Source organism: Macrococcus sp. S115 (genome assembly GCF_030067655.1).
Lineage (GTDB): Bacteria > Bacillota > Bacilli > Staphylococcales > Staphylococcaceae > Macrococcoides > Macrococcoides psychrotolerans.
The window spans coordinates 1-18,797 of the sequence record NZ_JASJES010000013.1 but is presented as its reverse complement, the minus strand read 5'-3'; the positions used below and the strand labels follow the sequence as shown (position 1 = coordinate 18,797).

The window sequence follows — 18,797 nt, the reverse complement described above, 5'->3', positions numbered from 1 at the left end:
GATTATCAGTATTGTCCGGTATTTCTTTATAATTTCTCTCCGTACCATTCCTGTAAAAATATATCGATAAACTGCTGCATGTAATCATTACGTGACTGTGCAATCTGCCTTCCAGTTTCAGTATTCATAAGATGGATGAGTTTAAAAAGTTTTTCATAAAAATGATTGATGGCAGTACCAGGTGTTCTATAATTGCTTAAATCTTCACGTGGCTTAGTCTCTGGATCATACATTGCTTCTCCAAATTTACCTGCAAACATAAATGTGCGTGCGATACCGATTGCACCGAGTGCATCAATACGGTCAGCATCCTGTACGACAAATCCTTCAAGTGACTTCAGTTTACCTTCATTGGCGCCACCTTTAAAACTCACATAGCACAAAATATGATTGATTTGTGCTATGTGTGCATCACTCAATCCAATTGTTGCATAAAAGTGATCAAGTCTTTCCCAGGAAGATTGTTCATTGAACAGTTTCTCGTCAACGGTATCATGCAAAAGTGCAGCCATTTCTACGATAAATAGATCTGCGCCTTCTCGCTTTCCAATATACAGTGCAAGCTTTCTTACACGATTGATATGCGCGAAGTCATGGCCTGATGAATCATGTTTGTGTATACCTTTCACAAATTCTTCGGTAATTTCAATTATATTGCTTTTCATATTGTGAAAAATCCTTTCTTTTTTGTAAGCGGGTGCAGCAGATGGGAATTAGATGTCATTTTGAACTTACGAGACAACAGACACATACTGTTTCAATCGTTCTTGTTGTACATAGCTTATTCTTTGCAAAGATTACTCTAGATTTTATGTTATGCAAGTTTGGATTTATATAATAGATGTGGGACTTGAACTGCCCCCCTATAATATTGGAGAAAGCAGTCGCGCAATTGCTTCTTTCACACGAATAAGGAGGACACGCTGATCATAAATTTCTTTGGTGAGTTGCGAAGAGACGTGCACATCGTCTTCAAATGATTTTCGCAATTCTTTGGCTACGATATCATCGTATATAAAGGCATTCACTTCAAAATTTAATTCAAAGCTTCTAAAGTCCATGTTGGCAGTTCCGACGCTTGCAACTTCGTCATCGATGAGGAGCATCTTTGTGTGAATAAAGCCATTCTCATAAATGAAGATATTACAACCGACATTGAGAAGTTCACCGACGTTTGAATATGTAGCCCAATATACAAACGGATGGTCAGGTTTATTTGGAATCATGATATTAACTTCTACACCAGTCATTGCAGCAATTTTTAATGCATCGAGTAATGACGTATCAGGGATGAAGTAGGGAGACTGAATATATATGGATTTTTTTGCGGATGTAATCATTTTAAGATATCCGTTTTTTATATGTTGAGCAGAGGAATCCGGTCCGCTTGATACAATCTGAATGCCGATATCACCTTTGCTTGTTACATCTGGAAAGTACTTCTTGTCATAAGACATGAAGTCACGGGTAATCTGTGAATTCCAGTCCATCATAAAACGGAGCTGTAAGGCATTTACTGCATCGCCTTCTACTCTGAGATGCGTATCACGCCAGTAACCAAATTTCTTATCCAGACCCAGGTATTCATCACCGACATTAAACCCGCCGATATAGCCTATTTTACCGTCGATTACGACAATCTTACGGTGATTTCGATTATTCATTCTAAAGTTAATAAGCGGTAATTTAGAAGGAAAGAAGGATTCTACTTGCCCACCCAGTTTTTTGAACTGCTTGAATCTGGAGAGAGACAAAGTTCTTGAACCGATATCATCATAGAGCATCTTCACTTCTACACCTTCTTCAAGCTTCTTCATCAGTGCATTGAGGATTTCTAGACCGATACCATCCTTTTTGAAGATATAGTACTGAATATGAATATGATCTGTTGCGTTATGAATATCATTTAATAAAGCATCAAATTTCTTTCTGCCATCTGTTAAGATTTCCACCTTATTATCAGTGGTTAGAAAAGAGGCATAGTTGTGCAGCAACATTCTGATGATATGACTATGTTTAATAATTTCTCCAGAACGCACTTCTATATTACCATTGTCTATAGCTGTACGCTGAGCACTGACAATACGTTCTAGATCTAACCGGTCTTCATCATTTAAAGTGAATATGGTCTGATGGTTGATTTGACGACCGAACAATAGATAAAGGATGAATCCGATGATAGGTAAGAAAAATAGTACGAGTAGCCATGCCCACGTAGAGCCGGCTTGTCTTCGTTCAAAAAAGATGATGACGAAAGCTAAAAAGATGTTAAAGATGAATCCTACAAAAAATAAAATTGAGAAAATTTGTGAGTAATCAATTTGTGATAACTGCTCCAATATAACCCCTCCTAATTAAATCTATTATACATGAATAGACAGAAGCATGGTACGTAGAGTGCCATTGTAATATTTAACAAATAATTCATAAAGTTATCGATAAATTAACATAAATAAGACTATAGGCCTATGGTCAGCGATAATGATTTCGGTTACACTAGTATTAACAAATGGATTGGAGTGATTTTTATGAAACAATCGCAAGAAAAGATTAAAAGTGTTGTCACTCTGCTTTCTTCACTAGGTGTAAATATCTCAAAGACTAAGTCCCGTTTTGAGGTAATGCGTACATTACCAAATGTTGCACCTGCAAAGTTGAAATAGTACATAATAGAATAAAAACAAGCGTTCAATTCTGAACGCTTGTTTTTATTTTGATTTTAACTTCTTCAGTTGTTCGGGGTTAGAGTGGTAATAAATAGCTAATGTAACGCCAATGCCACACATGAGTGCCCATAAAGAACTTCCCCCATAACTGATAAATGGTAATGGGATTCCTGTTATCGGTACAACTTGTATCGTCATGCCGACGTTCTGGAATACGTGAAAGGCAATCATACTGATAAATCCAACAAGGAATATTGATGAAAATGGTGAGACTGTAATTTGAGCTAAGCGTACGAGATGTGTAAACAGTGCTAAAAACAATATTAAAACTATAATGGAACCGATAAACCCAAACTCTTCTCCGATAATTGAGAAAATGAAGTCCGTATGATTTTCGGGGATATACACTTCTCCGCCTTTATAACCTTTACCAAACAATCCACCAGAACCTATCGCTTTCAAGGATTCCATTAAGTGAAATCCTTCCCCGTCACTATACTGAGCAGGATTTAACCATGAGTTGATTCGGCCGAGCTGATACGTCTGTATACCAAGAACTTTCTCGATAAGTGATGGTTTATAGATAATCATCATAATAATAGAGACACCGAGCAATGAAACCGTAATAAGAAAAGGTGCGAGTATTTTCCAAGTCACACCAGAAACGATGATGATACCAAGTATGATAGCGAGCAACACAAGCATTGTTCCAAGGTCGTTCTGTAATAATATAAGTATCATTGGAATCATTGCGGTTAATCCTATTTTAAGAAGTAATATGAGGTCCGTCTGAAATGACTTGTAATATGTAAATCGATTATGATCATATACTACTTTGCTTAATGTCAGCATGAGTATGATCTTCATAAATTCAGAAGGCTGTAAGCTAAGCTTATCAAAAAATACATACCAGCTTTTTGCACCATTAATCACAGGGGTAAATGAAGATTCTGGTAGAATCAGCAGACCTAATAAAGCGATATTTCCTAGTAAATAAATAAAGAAAGTCCACTTCTTTATTGTTTTTGGATGTATAAACATGATTGAGAGTGCGAGGGCAAATCCTAATGAATAATAAAAGACTTGTCTAAGTGCAAAGTTTGTCCCATACTGCTGACCTGTCATAGCAGAAGAGATAATTACCAGGCTGACTGTAAAGAAACCCAATATTAATATAATAAGCCACCAATCAATTCTTTCAATCCACGAACGTTTTGGTTTATTGCGAGTCTTATTTGTTGGCATGCGATTACTCCTTACCATAAATAATTATAAATTTTATTATACATAAATCATCTGAAAGTATATATAGATAAGTTACCCGAGTTTAAGGTAATTTTGTGTCACATGAAATAATGTGCATGTATCATTATATCATGATAATATTATGTTATTAACAGTTTGGAGGAATACATATGGCAAAAGAACATATTTGCATCATCTATGGAGGGAAAAGTGCGGAGCATGATGTGTCATTATTAACTGCACAATCTGTGATCAATGCGATGGATAAGGACAAATACTCAATAGATACAATATATATCACAAATGATGGTGAATGGTTAAAAGGACCTGAAATCTCTGAGACAATAGAGGATAGTGAGCGTTTAAGGTTATCTCATGTAGAGCGTTTGTCAATTTCAGAAATGTTGAATATTTCATCAACAGGAAAAGCATATGACGCAGTCTTTCCTTTATTGCACGGACCAAACGGTGAAGATGGGACAATTCAAGGATTATTTGAAGTGCTGGACATCCCTTATGTTGGTAATGGCGTTCTTGCCGCTTCAAGTTCTATGGATAAACTTGTGATGAAACAACTGTTCGCAACACGAGGGTTACCACAGTTACCTTATGTGAGTTTCTTAAAGAGTGAGTACGAGGCACATAAGGATAATATTATTTCACTAGTAGAAGGAAAGTTAACTTATCCTGTATTCGTGAAACCTGCAAATCTAGGTTCTTCTGTCGGTATATCTAAATGTACAGATAGTAAAACATTGATTCAAGGTATCGAAGAAGCGTTGCAATTTGATAGAAAGCTAGTAATTGAACAAGGCGTTAACGCGCGTGAAGTAGAAGTTGCGGTCCTGGGGAATGATACACCAGAGACAACATTACCTGGAGAAGTTGTCAAAGATGTAGACTTCTATGATTATAAGTCGAAATATAAAGATGGCAAAGTAAAGCTTCAAATTCCGGCTGATATCTCAGAAGAGATTCAATCAGCACTAAGAAATATGGCAGTTGAAGCATTCAAAGCAACGGACTGCTCGGGGCTCGTACGTGCAGACTTCTTCCTTACTGAGGATGACAAGATTTATATTAATGAAACGAATGCGATGCCAGGATTCACGAAGTTCAGCATGTATCCGCTGCTTTGGGAGAATATGGGTAAGAGCTATAGTGAATTAATCACCGACTTAATCAATCTTGCGAAAGAAAGATATAACGACAAGAAAAATATTAAATATAAAATGGACTGATAATTATGATAAATCGATCGTTAAATTGGATAAAAACGCATACTACAGGTACGTTAGATGCGATGTATCAAGAAGTAATGATCTCTGGAGTGTCAATCGACTCTAGAAATATTGATCAAGGTGTACTGTTTATTCCTTTTAAAGGAGAACATGTGGATGGACATAAATATGTAGCAGACGCTATCGACAAAGGGGCTCATGCCGCATTATGGCAGCGTGATGCAGGAGAAATACCAAGAGACCTTCCGGTAATTGTGGTGGAAGATACACTGACTGCACTTCAGCAATTATCGAAAGCTTACTTAAAGGAAGTTGGTCCTAAAGTTATTGCAGTAACAGGTAGTAATGGTAAGACGACGACTAAGGATATGATTGAAGCGGTCTTGACACCTCACTTCAAAGTGAAGAAGACACAAGGCAATTATAATAATGAGATTGGATTACCATTAACGTTATGCCAGCTCGATGAAGATACAGAGATTTCTATTTTGGAAATGGGAATGTCTGGATTCGGAGAAATTTCATTGCTATCTCATATTGCAGAGCCACATATTGCCGCAATAACTAATATCGGCGAAAGTCATATGAGGGATCTTGGTTCAAGAGAGGGCATTGCCAGGGCAAAGTATGAAATAACGGATGGATTGAAAGGGCCATTATTCTATGATGGTGATGAAGTGCTCTTAAAACCATTAGTAAAAGATAATAAAGATGCACACCGCATAGGATTTAATGAAGACAATGAATATTATATCCATGAAATGATAATGCAAGATAAGCATGTACAATTTAAAGTAAATGATGATACGTACATTGTTCCGACTTTAGGAAGCCATAATGCGCGTAATGCAACAATAGCCATTGCAATCGGCAGTTATCTAGGGTTGTCCTCAGAACAAATCAATCATAGTTTACAGCAGCTGGAGCTTACAGGAATGCGCATGGAACAACTTGAGGGCAGAGACGGTGCGTTGCTTATCAACGATGCATACAATGCGAGCCCAACGAGTATGAAAGCCGCAATTGATACGGTATCACAGATGGATAGTGAAGTGAAGATCATCGTGTTCGGTGATGTACTCGAGCTTGGAGAAGATGAAGTCATGTATCATGAACAAGTTGGTGCATATTTACAAGATAAACAAATCGACTATGTGTTTACGACAGGTAATGCTGCACGCCATATTTCAAAAGCGGCAGAGACCTTTACGACAGTTCAGCACTTCGATACGAAAGAGGCACTTACAAATCATCTAAAAGGTATGCTCAATGCGCATACGACTGTATTATTTAAAGCGAGCAGAGGGATGAAACTTGAAACAATAATTAACGAATTATTATAACGAAAAAATAAATTTATAAACAAATGAATGAGTTAATAAAGTGAGTGGTTGTAATGAATTACAGCCATTTTATTGTGAATAATATGTGACAGAGTACGATTAAAATATTTGTAATAATTTTCATATGATGCTAATATAGAGAAGTTGAATAAGTAGGGTAGTGAAAAATTACCCGATATTAGAACATTGCGTAACATACGCAGTAATTTAAGGAAGACAAAAGGAGAAATCATATTGCAAAAATTTAGAGACCTAGGTATCAGCGAACCTACCATAAATGCGCTGGAGAAGTTGGGATTTACAGAACCTACACCGATTCAAACGGATAGTATCCCACATACGATGGCTGGCCGTGACGTACTAGGCCAAGCGCAAACTGGTACTGGTAAAACTGGTGCATTCGGTATACCTTTAATTGAAAAGGTTAAAGACCGTGAAGGGATCCAAAGTTTAATCCTGGCTCCAACACGTGAGTTAGCTGTACAGGTTGCAGAGCAGTTGAAAGCTTTCAGTCGTGGACAAGGAATCCAAGTTACAACTGTATTCGGTGGTATGCCGATTGACCGTCAGATTAGAGAACTTAAGAAGAAACCTCAAATCGTTGTAGGGACACCGGGTCGTGTCATCGACCATTTAAATCGTCGCACTTTAAAGACTGAAGATATCAATACTTTAATCTTAGACGAAGCTGACGAAATGATGAACATGGGATTCATCGATGATATGCGTTTTATCATGGATAAATTACCGAAAGAAAATCGTCAGACGATGCTTTTCTCAGCAACAATGCCTAAAGCAATTCAAGAACTTGTTCAAAAGTTCATGAAAAACCCAGTTATCGTAAAAACGATGACAAACAACGATTCAGATCCTTCAATTGAAGAGTTCTACACAATCGTTAAAGAATTAGAGAAATTTGATACATTTACAAACTTCTTAGATGTACACCAACCAGAACTTGCAATCGTATTCGGACGTACAAAACGTCGTGTAGACGAATTGACAAGTGCATTAATTTCTAAAGGTTACCGTGCTGAAGGACTACACGGTGATATTACTCAGGCGAAACGTCTTGAAGTATTAAAGAAATTTAAAAATGACCAAATTGATATTCTTGTTGCAACTGACGTAGCAGCACGTGGATTAGATATTTCAGGTGTAACGCATGTTTACAACTTTGATATTCCTCAGGATGTTGAAAGTTATACACACCGTATCGGACGTACAGGACGTGCAGGTAAGCATGGTATGGCGATTTCATTCGTTAATCCAGTTGAAATGGATTATATCCGTCAAATTGAAAAAGCGAAAAATCGTCAAATGCAGGCATTACGTCCACCAACACCAGGTGAGGTTATGAAAGCACGTGAACAAGATGTTAAATCTAAAGTAAAAGCTTGGGTTGAAGCAAATACTGAAGCACGTATCGAATCAATCGCGAAAGAATTAATCGAAGAGTACGGTGATGTGAAATTAGTAGCATCATTGTTACAAGAGTTAATTCAATCAAATAACGATGTTGATGTTCAATTAACATTCGAAAAACCACTTGGACGTAAAGGTGGCGGTAAGTCATTCCGTGGTGGCCGTTCAGGTAACCGCTCAGGTGGCGGTAACCGTAACCGTAAAGATGGCAAAGATAACCGTCGTAAAGCGTTCGATCGTGGAAGTAAAGCACCTAAAGCGAAAAAAACATTTAAAGGCAGAACCTTCGCAGATCACAAAAAATAAAGCTGTCTTGGGAGCGTTAAGCCACAAGTCAAGCCAGGACAGATGTCCTGGCTTTTTTTTGTTTGTAGGTCTTTCTATATCTTTGGTATAATTTTGAAGAATGGAGGTTGCTCATGTACGAGATTGATTTAAATAATTTTCAACCACAAGCTGCTGTTAAATATATGTATGTAAAAGCGATAATGCTATTTATATTATTCACTGTCATTTCCGGGGTAATATATTTTGTGATGCATAAATACTTGACGATTAAATATGATTTTTTAATTTTTATATTATTGCTCTATCCGTTGTACAAGCTTATTATTGGTGTCAGACTTCGCCAAAAATATACGAAGTATCAATTGAATCGAGTAACGCTTGAACTATCCAGTGGGGCATATTTTACGGAACGTATGGTATTACCTGTCGATATTATGCAGTCTGTTTGTATTAAACGTGGCTGGTTAATGCAGAAATATCGATTAGCACAAGTTACAGTATATACTCGCGGAGATAGTAATGTGATGCCGTTGATGTATGCTGATGATGCAGAGCTAATTGCATCACAAATTATAGAGAGAATAAAGGAGATTCATTATGAACAGTAAACATACCCTCCATTATTCGACGTACTTATCAAACGCATTAAAGGCGATAAAGGAGAATTTATTTCTAATTGGGATTGGTTTATTCTGGATTGTTCGTGATGGATTTACGCTAGATGCGATTCAGAATAATATGTTTGCTGTATTTATGCTGATTATTACATTGATTAATATCATACTCCGTATTATTGAAGCACGTATAACGAAATACTGGATCGAAGATGATAAATTATTGCTGGAAACAGGAATCATAAGTAAGAAGATTAAAGAAATCTATATTGGAAAGATACAGACGATTGATACGAATGCTGGTCTTGCTAATCAAATTCTTGGCGGAGTTATTATGCAGGTGCGTACAGCAGGTGATGGTATTGAACTAAACAGTATTTCTAAAAGTGAGGCTGTGCGTCTGAGTAATTTCTTAACCGAGCGTAAACGTCAATTGAGAAGTGATGCGGTAGAGGATGATGAGTCTGTTATGTCAGAGTCAGCTGCAGTTGACCATCAATTGAACGGGGATAATCGATTTGAAGTGATATATCGATTGGCGTTTAAAGACTTGCTCTTTATGAGTGTGACGAGTAGCGGCATGTTTACGGTCATTGCAATTATACTCGGTCTGTATTCACAAATCGATGAAATTATTCCGCTGGATGGTTTCTTAAATCCTGTTAAAATGTTAATTGGTGAAGGTTATGGGTATGTTATAGGTCTTTCTATAGTATTGCTAGTGATAAGCTATATTATCGGCATCTTCGTTACAGCTATAAAGTATCACCGATACACAGTGCGTTACGATGGTGAAGTGATCAACGTAAACTATGGATTGTTTGAACGTATCGATAAGTATATCGTTTTGAAAAATATTCAAAGTGTCAAAGAAACACAAAGTTATTTCAGAAAGTTGTTTAATAAGACAAAGTTTACTGTGGTTACTACAAGTGAGATGAAGAGTGAAGAAGAAATCGGTAATGACGAAATAGAGTTATTGCCATTTATTTCATATGATAAAGGGTATGAGATCGTCTGCCGACTCCTGCCTTATAACTTTAATGCTGTGAATCATGTGATTCCAAAGCGTAGTATACGCAGGTACTTTCAAGTTTCCTGGTTATTTATTATTATCATTATGAGTGTGATTCAGTATTATTGGTTTGATTATGCCTGGATTATTGGTGCAGTACTTCTTGTATTAACATTTATTACTGCGATCATTAAGTACAAAAATTCAGGTTATGCGATTATAGATGACGAACTTTCGATCAGTAACGGTGGTTTATTATCAATGACAACAACATATATCAAAGAGCGTAATATAATAAGTTTAAGTGTCAAGAGTACACCGTTTATGAATAAAGCAGATTTACGTAATATTGAAGTTGATGTGGCTGCAGGGATGCTAGGGAGTACGACTGCTCTTGACTTTATAGAACGAGATGATGCGGCACATATATATGAATGGTTTATGGCGAAGGAGCGTAGTGAATATGAAGCAGATGCATAAAAGTAGTATAAAGGTTATGCGCATAGGTGCATTCATTCAAGTAATGATATTTGCGTTTATAATTGCAATATTTTATTGCGTTACGTGGTACTTTGCGCTGCCAATTTCAAACATTGTATTTATCGTATTGGCAGCGCTGCTGTTACTCGACATCGTGTGGTATATAGTGTCAAAGCCAATCTTAGTTTATCGTGCAAATCACTATGACATTGGGGATGATGAGATTATGTTATTAACAGGGATTTGGAATAAGGAGGAATTGATCGTACCATATGTTAAGATTCAAAATGTTGAAACTGAGCAAGGACCAGTAATGAAAAGATATCATTTAAAATCATTGACTGTGCATACAGCTGAGAACGGTCTTTCGATACAGCTTATTCATGAAGATGAAGCATCTATACTTAAAACATTGATCAATCAAAAAATGAGAGAAGTGGAGAACGATGATAAAGGGGATAGGGACAGATATATTAGAAATCAGCAGGATGAGTCAATATATTGATAATGACAAGTTTTTAACGCGTATATTACATCCTGATGAACGCGAACGATTTGATACGTTCCAATCTGAAAAAAGAAAAGCTGAGTATCTAGCTGGCCGTTTCTGTGTGAAAGAAGCGTATGCTAAAGCACTTGGAACAGGAATTGGCAAACTTTCTTTTCATGATATATGTTGCTTAAATGATGCGGCAGGAAAACCATATATAAAAGGTAATACGAATGCGCATGTCAGTATTGCACATACAGATACAATTGCCACAGCCTATGTTATTGTGACAAATGGAAATGTGATACTATAGATGTATTATAAATAGAGGTGAGCATATGAGTGATAGGTATTATCGTCCGACATTTGTAAACGTCAATCTAGACGCAATCCGCAGTAATTTTAAGGATATAGAAAAGCTGCATCCAAATAAGACAGTAATTGCGGTAATTAAAGCGAATGGTTATGGATTAGGTTCAGTTAATATTGCAAAGTATTTGATGGCATCAGGAACTGAGTTTTTTGCAGTTGCTACACTTGATGAAGCGATAGAACTCCGAATGCATGGTATTAAAGCAAAGATTTTAGTGCTTGGCGTAGTAGACCCCAAACATATCAGGCAGGCTTCCAGACATCGATTAGCTCTTACTGCACCAGATGCAAAGTGGGTTGAAGATGCAAGTCGTTATATAGAGGCGGAAGATAAGCCGGTCTGGCTGCATATAAAAGTGGACAGTGGAATGGGGAGAATTGGTGTGCAGACAAAGCAGGCATATGATGCGGCTGTCGATAAAGTGGCTGCAGTTGAGCAATTTATCTTCGAAGGTGTGTTTACACATTTTAGTTCTGCAGATGAGGATAATACGCTTACGGAATGTGCGTATGATAAGTTCCTCGGCATTATTAGTGACAATAAGCCACAATATATCCATTGTCAGAACAGCGCAGCAACATTGCGCTATGACTGTTCAGAATGTAATGCTGTAAGATTAGGTATTAGTCTTTATGGTTATTATCCGTCCGAATTTATTAGAGCTGTCAGTAACGTGAAGCTACAACCAGCAGTGCAGCTGGTCTCTACTGCTTGTTTCATTAAAAATATCAAGTCGGGTGATACGGTAAGCTATGGTGCTACTTACACTGCGCAAAGCAACCAAGTTGTTGCAACGTTCCCGATTGGGTATGCTGATGGTCTGCCTCGTGCGATGCAAGGTTATAATATAAATTTAGAAGGTACTGAAGTTCCGATTATCGGTCGCGTATGTATGGATCAGATGATGGCACGCGTACCAGACGATACACCATTAGGTGCACAATGTATCATAATTGATGATAACGCTGATAGCAATCAGTCATTAGAGCGTGTTGCACAACAACTCGGGACAATTACTTATGAAGTGCTTACATCTTTAAGTCGCAGGCTGCCGAAACGATACTATATCGCAGATGATGTAGAAGTATATAATGAACTTATGAAATAACTGTTGTCATTTAATCGCTTTTTGATAAAATGTAAGTAATCGGACGATGGAGGTAAAGATATGAGCCAGAAGCTAGAACAAATGCTGATAGAAGGTTATCAATCAATGGCAGAGATAAATTTATCGATAGCATCAGAACATTATGTATTAGAATGTGAAGTTACTGATAACTATCAGACATATACCTTTGATGGTGAATAGATGAAACGCGGAGATGTTTATTTAGCTGATCTGTCACCAGTGAAGGGGTCTGAACAAGGCGGTAAACGCCCCGTCGTTATTATTCAGAATAATATTGGGAATAAACATAGTCCTACAGTGATTGTAGCAGCAATTACTGCAAAGATTAATAAGGCGAAAATCCCCACCCATGTTGAAATTGGCAAGACAACGCATCGCTTAGAAAAGGATTCGGTAATACTGCTGGAACAAATTAGAACCATTGATAAGAATAGGTTGATTGATCATTTAACTGTGCTTGATAAGGCGAAGATGAAAGAAGTGGATACTGCACTTATAATTAGTTTGGGTTTATCAATCGATAGTGAATAGACTTTAGGAAATACCTAAAGTCTTTTTTTGTGAAAGGGAGGGAATGGGATGCGTCAAATTGAAAAGATAGTTTCAAGATATATTGATATATTGGAGACATATATTACGACACGTGATGAAAAAGATCTAGAACCATTACAAGCATTGAGCTTTGAGGCAATCGAACTCGATATCTCTCCAGAAGAAATTGTGATGCTTCATAAAGACTTAATTAATGAGAAATCATATAGTGCCATCGAACAACAATATGGTATGGATGTTCTTACAGAAATGATCATAGGGTTCGGATTTACGTATCGAGATTATAAGGCGCTCGTTAAAGTGATGGAAGCACACGACAAAGAGATGGATGTAGCGGCAAGTCTTCAATCAACAATGTTGAAGACCCAGATACCGCATCTGAATAAGATTGAAATTGGTGCAATCAGTGTCCCGGCTCACCGAGTTAACGGGGACTATTTTAATTTAATCGACCATAAAGATGGGACGATGAGTTTCGCAGTAGCTGATGTTATCGGTAAAGGGATTCCTGCTGCACTTGCCATGAGTATGATTAAATTTGGAATGGATTCGTATGGTCATTCCCAGTTGCCAAGTGATGGCTTAAAGCGACTGAATCGCGTAGTCGAGAAGAATATAAACCAGAACATGTTTGTGACGATGTTTTATGGATTGTACGAAGAAGTGAATAATAAATTTTATTATGCATCTGCAGGTCATGAGCCGGGTCATATATATCGAAGTAAGACTGATAGTTTTGAAGAGTTGTCTGCACGAGGTCTTGTACTTGGCATACATCCTTCTACACGCTATGACCAAGAAGAAATCGATATCGAAATTGGAGATATGGTCATTGTATTCACGGATGGTGTTTCTGAAATACGTAAGTTAGATGGAGGGTTTATTAATACGAGTGAATTATTAAGTCTAATTGGTAAGTATAAGGACTTGCATCCACAAGATATCGTGCAAATTGTATATGAGGAGCTTCTGAAGATTGGAGATCCTAAGAAAAAAGATGATTTAACGATATTAATCATAAAAAGAATAAAATAACGGTTTATAATTTTTAGTTTTGGGTATTTCTAACAGAGAATATACAAAAAATAATATCTCATAAAGTAGGGAGAAAAGCTATGAATTTAAAGATAGATACAACAGAGCACGACGCTTATTATGAAATTAATGTAGCGGGTGAACTGGATGTTGCGACTGTACCAGAATTGCAAGAAGTTTTAATTCCAATCAGACAGCAAGGGACACATGATATTCATCTACGTATTGATGAAGTAACTTATATGGATAGTACAGGACTAGGTTTATTTGTTGGAACGTTGAAAGAACTTAATAAAAATAATAAAGAGTTATATGTATTAGGTGTGAACAAACGTATAGAAAGATTATTTGACATCACTGGTTTAAAAGATTTAATGCATGTAAATCAACCGGTGGAGGGGTAATTTTATGGAAAGATATGATTATGTTGAAATGAGATTTCCTGCAACTGCAGAATACGTAGGGCTTGTCCGTCTGACATTATCAGGGATATTAAACCGTGCGGGTGCAAACTATGACGAGATAGAAGATACAAAGATTGCAGTAAGTGAAGCGGTAACAAATGCTGTTAAACATGCTTATAAAGATGATGTTCAAGGAGATGTGCTCGTTGGTTATGTTATCTTTGATGATAAAGTAGAGGTTATTGTATCTGATTCAGGTACAAGCTTTGATTATGAACGTACGAAATCAGAACTTGGACCATATGAAGAAAATGAGAATATTGACTTTATACGCGAAGGTGGCCTCGGCTTGTTTTTAATCGAGTCATTAATGGACGAGGTAAACGTAAAGAAAGACAGTGGTGTCACAATTAGTATGACGAAGTATATAACGGAGGAGCAGGTGTAGCCTGATGGGTAGTGAGAATTATAATGATGTAACACCAGAAGAGATCAATGCATGGATTAAGTTATATCAAGATACCCAGGATGAATTTGCACAGCAAGAGCTCGTGCTGCACTATCAAAAACTAGTTGAGTCGTTAGCATATCGGTACTCCAAAGGACAAAGTCATCATGAAGACCTTGTTCAAGTAGGTATGGTAGGATTGCTTGGTGCAATAAATAGGTTTGATGTTACCTTTGAAAGAAAGTTTGAAGCTTTTTTAGTACCTACAGTAATCGGAGAGATTAAACGCTATTTACGAGATAAGACATGGAGTGTCCATGTGCCACGTCGCATTAAAGAGATTGGACCGAAGATTAAACGTGCTACAGATGAATTAACGAATGAACTTGGTCGGTCGCCTAAGATTATCGAAATCGCGCAGCGCATAGAAGCAACCGAAGAAGAAGTGCTTGAAGCGATGGAGATGGGTCAGAGTTATAATGCGTTAAGTGTGGATCATTCGATTGAAGCGGATAAGGATGGCTCAACAGTTACATTGCTTGATGTAATGGGCAATACTGAAGAAGGTTATGACTTGACCGAGAAACGTATGATTCTTGAGAAAGTATTACCGATTCTGTCAGATAGAGAAAGAGAAATCATTCAATGCACATTTCTTGATGGCCTAAGCCAAAAAGAAACGGGTGAGAAGATAGGCTTAAGTCAGATGCATGTCTCACGTCTACAACGTACTGCGATTAAGAAACTACGTGATGCGGTACAAAACAGCTAATATATAACAAGCTGGAACGCACTGTTCCAGCTTATTTTTTATGTTAAAATTAATATATTATTTCGAGGAGGCTATTATGGAACAGCATGTTATTAATTTAATTCTAGAAAAACTACCTTATAAGAAAGAGCAGATTACTTCTGTATTGAAGTTACTGGAAGAGAAAAATACTGTACCGTTTATTGCGAGATATCGTAAAGAAGTAACAGGTGGACTAGATGAAGTGGAAATAAAAGACATTGAAACAGAATACCGCTATATGGAAAACTTGCAGAAGCGAAAAGAAGATGTTGTGCGTTCGATTGAAGAGCAAGGGATGCTTACAGATGAATTAAAGAAAGAGATAATGGAACAGACGAAACTGCAGCGTGTGGAAGATCTATACCGCCCGTTTAAACAGAAGAAAAAGACACGTGCCACAGAAGCGAAGCGTAAAGGATTAGAACCTTTAGCGAAATTAATGCTTAATTATGAAGAGGTTGATAAAAAAGCTAAAGATTTTATTACAGAAGAAGTCACTACTGTTGAAGAAGCGATGAATGGTGCGATTGATATTATTGCAGAGATGATTTCTGATGAACCGAAATACCGTGCATTTATTTTAGGTTATGTTGAAAAAAACGGTGAAATTACAACTTCAAAGAAGAAAAAGGCAGAGGATGAAAAAGGCGTATTCGAAATGTATTACGAATATAGTGAACGTATCAATAAAATTGTGCCGCATAGAATACTTGCCATAAATCGCGGTGAAAAAGAGGATGTACTTAAAGTAGATATCTCGGTTGATGAAACGGCGATTGTTCGCTACTTAAGAAAACAGATGATGGAGCGAGAAAGTATATACATAGCCCGTGCAATTGAAGAAAGTTTAAAGCGATTAATCCTACCTTCTATTTATCGAGAAGTTCGAAATGAATTAACGGAGAAAGCTGAATCACAAGCGATTGAAATCTTTTCGGTAAATTTAGAGAATTTATTATTGCAGGCACCATTAAAAGGTAAGATGATTCTTGGGTTAGATCCAGCATATCGTACGGGGTGTAAGTTGGCGGTCATTAATCCATTCGGTACATTTGTTGAGAAGAGCGTAGTATATCCGCACCCTCCGGTTAGTGAGAAAGACAAAGCGAAGAAAATCGTATTGAATTTAATAAAAAAGCATAATGTTGAGCTGATTGCAATCGGTAACGGCACGGCAAGCAGAGAGTCAGAGCAATTTATCGCTGAGATTATAAAAGAAAATAATTTAGAGACGAAGTATATCATTGTAAACGAAGCAGGTGCATCTGTATATTCGGCAAGTGATCTGGCACGAGCTGAATTTCCGGACTTCCAGGTAGAAGAGCGAAGTGCTGTATCCATTGGTCGTCGTGTACAAGATCCGTTGTCAGAACTTGTAAAGATTGATCCGAAGTCAATTGGGGTGGGTCAATATCAGCATGATGTCAATCAGAAATCGTTAAATGAAGCACTGACATTCGTAGTAGAAACTGCGGTAAATAAAGTCGGAGTTAATGTGAATACAGCATCGGCACCATTATTACAGTATGTATCAGGTTTATCTAAAAGCGTAGCAGAAAACATCATCAACTATAGAATCGAGAATGGACCAATAAAACATCATAAAGAAATTGCGAAGATTAAAAGACTCGGCAAGAAGACGTTTGAACAAAGTATCGGCTTTATGCGTATACCTGATGGAGAAGAGCCGCTTGATAACACAGGTATTCACCCTGAGAGTTATAAAGCGACTTACGCATTGTTAAAGAAATTATCTTTGACTGCAGATGATCTAGGAAGCGATAAATTAAAAGGAAGTATTATTAAAATAGATGTACACAGTACAGCGGATGAGCTTGGTATCGGTGCGCCGACGCTGGAAGATATCATTACTGCGTTGATGGCGCCAGGAAGAGATCCACGTGAAGACTTTGAGACACCACTACTTAAATCTGATGTGCTTTCTATAGAAGATTTAAGAAAAGGAATGAAATTATCAGGTACAGTCCGTAACGTTATTGACTTTGGAGCGTTCGTTGACATCGGTGTGAAGCAGGACGGCCTTGTACATATTTCTAAGCTCTCTGACCGTTTCGTAAAGCATCCGACAGATGTAGTATCTGTTGGTGATATTGTTGAAGTATGGATAGAAGATATTATGCATGATAAAGGTAAGGTTGCACTTACAATGATAAATCCTGATGGAAAATAAAGCGCTGCAATCACTTGTACAGGGTATTTCTCTTGAATACTTTAATAAACCATTTCTGCATCAAGCAGTATTTAATAACAGACTACGTACGACAGGCGGGCGCTATATGCTTCAAAATCATAATATAGAAATTAGTATGAAGCAGTTTGAAGCGTATGGTGAGGAAGCAATCATTGACATTATTAAACATGAACTTGTACATTATCATCTTCATATAGAAGGAAAGGGTTACAAGCATCGTGATAGAGACTTTAAACAGCTAGCGCAACAAGTGGGAGCACCTCGTTTTTGTAATCCTTTGCCGGATGCACATTTTAAATACCTTTATAGGTGTAAAAGATGCAATAATGAATTCCCCAGAAAGAGGCGGAGGTCGATTCATAAATATCGCTGCAAGTGTGGTGGGCAGTTGAAAGAAATATTAAATTGAAAGATTATAAAGCAAGAAAGGTCTAATTTTGAGTAGATATTACTCGAAATTAGACCTTTTTCTATCTTGGGAGAGGTAAAATTTACACTTTGGCATTTTATTATAAAATAGTGTTGACTTTATTAATAAAACGTTATAAGATTAATATCGTTGTTGAAACAAGGCCCCTTGGTCAAGCGGTTAAGACACCGCCCTTTCACGGCGGTAACACGGGTTCGAATCCCGTAGGGGTCACTTTTAATAATTAACACTCTTAATAACAAATTAATAAAGTTAAAAAAACTTTTAAAAAGTTGTTGACTTATTAATGAATACGAGATATAATAAATCTTGTCGTTAAAAGAGATAAGCAAGTGAAACATGCCAACGCGCGATCGTGGCGGAACGGCAGACGCGCTAGGTTGAGGGCCTAGTAGGAGTATTCCTGTGGAGGTTCAAATCCTCTCGGTCGCACTTACTTTTAACCAATTATATATGCGGGTGTAGTTTAGTGGTAAAACCTCAGCCTTCCAAGCTGATGTTGTCGGTTCGATTCCGATCACCCGCTCCATTTACTTTTACGAATGAGAAATGAACATTGAAAACTGAATGACAATATGTCAACGTTAATTCCAATAATTTGAGTGATTAAGTTC

At 37.2% G+C, this 18,797-nt stretch carries 21 protein-coding genes and 3 tRNA genes; 21 read left to right on the top strand and 3 right to left on the bottom strand.

Going from position 1 to position 18,797, the window contains the following annotated elements; genetic code table 11:
• Window positions 1-26: 26 nt before the first annotated feature.
• Window positions 27-665: an HD domain-containing protein gene (locus QNJ52_RS11255; protein WP_283722628.1), complete on the bottom strand. Its 639-nt coding sequence runs from the start codon at window positions 663-665 to the stop codon at window positions 27-29.
• A gap of 41 nt (window positions 666-706) precedes the next feature.
• Between QNJ52_RS11255 and QNJ52_RS11250 the strand changes: the two genes are divergently transcribed.
• Window positions 707-838 (top strand): hypothetical protein, encoded by a 132-nt coding sequence (locus tag QNJ52_RS11250; protein WP_283722627.1) that lies wholly within the window; start codon window positions 707-709, stop codon window positions 836-838.
• A 25-nt stretch (window positions 839-863) separates the two neighbouring features.
• Here QNJ52_RS11250 and cls read toward each other — a convergent pair whose 3' ends face one another.
• The gene (gene cls / locus QNJ52_RS11245; RefSeq protein ID WP_241427461.1) at window positions 864-2,339 is read right to left on the bottom strand and encodes a cardiolipin synthase; all 1,476 of its coding nucleotides are present in this window, start codon (window positions 2,337-2,339) and stop codon (window positions 864-866) included.
• A gap of 189 nt (window positions 2,340-2,528) precedes the next feature.
• Between cls and QNJ52_RS11240 the strand changes: the two genes are divergently transcribed.
• Window positions 2,529-2,663, top strand: coding sequence for an Lmo0850 family protein (locus tag QNJ52_RS11240; protein ID WP_256447893.1), 135 nt, complete (start codon window positions 2,529-2,531; stop codon window positions 2,661-2,663).
• A 45-nt stretch (window positions 2,664-2,708) separates the two neighbouring features.
• Here the strand turns inward: QNJ52_RS11240 and QNJ52_RS11235 are convergent, their stop codons facing one another.
• The gene (locus QNJ52_RS11235; RefSeq protein WP_283722625.1) at window positions 2,709-3,911 is read right to left on the bottom strand and encodes an FtsW/RodA/SpoVE family cell cycle protein; all 1,203 of its coding nucleotides are present in this window, start codon (window positions 3,909-3,911) and stop codon (window positions 2,709-2,711) included.
• Between the two features lie 170 nt (window positions 3,912-4,081).
• Between QNJ52_RS11235 and QNJ52_RS11230 the strand changes: the two genes are divergently transcribed.
• From QNJ52_RS11230 to QNJ52_RS11140, 19 genes are all read left to right on the top strand, one after another.
• Window positions 4,082-5,152, top strand: coding sequence for a D-alanine--D-alanine ligase (locus QNJ52_RS11230; protein WP_283722624.1), 1,071 nt, complete (start codon window positions 4,082-4,084; stop codon window positions 5,150-5,152).
• A gap of 5 nt (window positions 5,153-5,157) precedes the next feature.
• A complete protein-coding gene (locus QNJ52_RS11225) occupies window positions 5,158-6,495 on the top strand; it encodes a UDP-N-acetylmuramoyl-tripeptide--D-alanyl-D-alanine ligase (protein WP_283722623.1) in 1,338 nt (445 codons plus the stop codon).
• Window positions 6,496-6,729: 234 nt separating this feature from the next.
• Window positions 6,730-8,226: a degradosome RNA helicase CshA gene (gene cshA / locus QNJ52_RS11220; protein ID WP_219493147.1), complete on the top strand. Its 1,497-nt coding sequence runs from the start codon at window positions 6,730-6,732 to the stop codon at window positions 8,224-8,226.
• Between the two features lie 113 nt (window positions 8,227-8,339).
• Window positions 8,340-8,816, top strand: a complete 477-nt coding sequence (locus QNJ52_RS11215) for a PH domain-containing protein (RefSeq protein ID WP_219493146.1) — start codon at window positions 8,340-8,342, stop codon at window positions 8,814-8,816.
• Window positions 8,806-10,317: a PH domain-containing protein gene (locus QNJ52_RS11210; protein ID WP_219493145.1), complete on the top strand. Its 1,512-nt coding sequence runs from the start codon at window positions 8,806-8,808 to the stop codon at window positions 10,315-10,317. The genes QNJ52_RS11215 and QNJ52_RS11210 overlap by 11 nt, the downstream gene beginning before the upstream one ends.
• Entirely contained in the window at window positions 10,301-10,822 is a 522-nt protein-coding gene (locus QNJ52_RS11205) for a PH domain-containing protein (RefSeq protein WP_283722622.1), read from the top strand. Before QNJ52_RS11210 ends, QNJ52_RS11205 begins: the two co-directional genes overlap by 17 nt.
• Complete coding sequence (gene acpS, locus QNJ52_RS11200) at window positions 10,764-11,120, top strand: holo-ACP synthase (protein ID WP_101141634.1); 357 nt, start codon at window positions 10,764-10,766, stop codon at window positions 11,118-11,120. The genes QNJ52_RS11205 and acpS overlap by 59 nt, the downstream gene beginning before the upstream one ends.
• 25 nt (window positions 11,121-11,145) lie before the next feature.
• Window positions 11,146-12,288 carry an alanine racemase gene (alr, locus tag QNJ52_RS11195; RefSeq protein WP_283722621.1) on the top strand — a complete coding sequence of 381 codons (1,143 nt, stop codon included), beginning with the start codon at window positions 11,146-11,148 and terminating at the stop codon, window positions 12,286-12,288.
• Window positions 12,289-12,348: 60 nt separating this feature from the next.
• Window positions 12,349-12,489 (top strand): antitoxin MazE, encoded by a 141-nt coding sequence (locus QNJ52_RS11190; RefSeq protein ID WP_099482357.1) that lies wholly within the window; start codon window positions 12,349-12,351, stop codon window positions 12,487-12,489.
• Window positions 12,490-12,840: a type II toxin-antitoxin system PemK/MazF family toxin gene (locus tag QNJ52_RS11185; protein WP_101141631.1), complete on the top strand. Its 351-nt coding sequence runs from the start codon at window positions 12,490-12,492 to the stop codon at window positions 12,838-12,840.
• 57 nt (window positions 12,841-12,897) lie between these two features.
• Window positions 12,898-13,896, top strand: coding sequence for a PP2C family protein-serine/threonine phosphatase (locus QNJ52_RS11180; RefSeq protein WP_165983013.1), 999 nt, complete (start codon window positions 12,898-12,900; stop codon window positions 13,894-13,896).
• Window positions 13,897-13,976: 80 nt separating this feature from the next.
• On the top strand, window positions 13,977-14,300 hold the full coding sequence (locus QNJ52_RS11175; RefSeq protein ID WP_101141627.1) for an anti-sigma factor antagonist: 324 nt from the start codon (window positions 13,977-13,979) through the stop codon (window positions 14,298-14,300).
• Window positions 14,301-14,304: 4 nt separating this feature from the next.
• Window positions 14,305-14,748, top strand: a complete 444-nt coding sequence (gene rsbW, locus QNJ52_RS11170; RefSeq protein WP_101141625.1) for an anti-sigma B factor RsbW — start codon at window positions 14,305-14,307, stop codon at window positions 14,746-14,748.
• Between the two features lie 4 nt (window positions 14,749-14,752).
• The gene (gene sigB, locus QNJ52_RS11165) at window positions 14,753-15,520 is read left to right on the top strand and encodes an RNA polymerase sigma factor SigB (RefSeq protein ID WP_219493140.1); all 768 of its coding nucleotides are present in this window, start codon (window positions 14,753-14,755) and stop codon (window positions 15,518-15,520) included.
• 76 nt (window positions 15,521-15,596) lie between these two features.
• The gene (locus QNJ52_RS11160; RefSeq protein WP_283722620.1) at window positions 15,597-17,732 is read left to right on the top strand and encodes a Tex family protein; all 2,136 of its coding nucleotides are present in this window, start codon (window positions 15,597-15,599) and stop codon (window positions 17,730-17,732) included.
• Entirely contained in the window at window positions 17,722-18,162 is a 441-nt protein-coding gene (locus tag QNJ52_RS11155) for a SprT family protein (protein ID WP_283722619.1), read from the top strand. Before QNJ52_RS11160 ends, QNJ52_RS11155 begins: the two co-directional genes overlap by 11 nt.
• A gap of 162 nt (window positions 18,163-18,324) precedes the next feature.
• Window positions 18,325-18,396: transfer RNA gene (locus tag QNJ52_RS11150), tRNA-Glu, on the top strand.
• Window positions 18,397-18,532: 136 nt separating this feature from the next.
• A tRNA-Leu gene (locus QNJ52_RS11145) sits at window positions 18,533-18,615 on the top strand.
• Between the two features lie 23 nt (window positions 18,616-18,638).
• Window positions 18,639-18,712, top strand: a tRNA-Gly gene (locus QNJ52_RS11140).
• The last annotated feature ends 85 nt before the right edge of the window (window positions 18,713-18,797 follow it).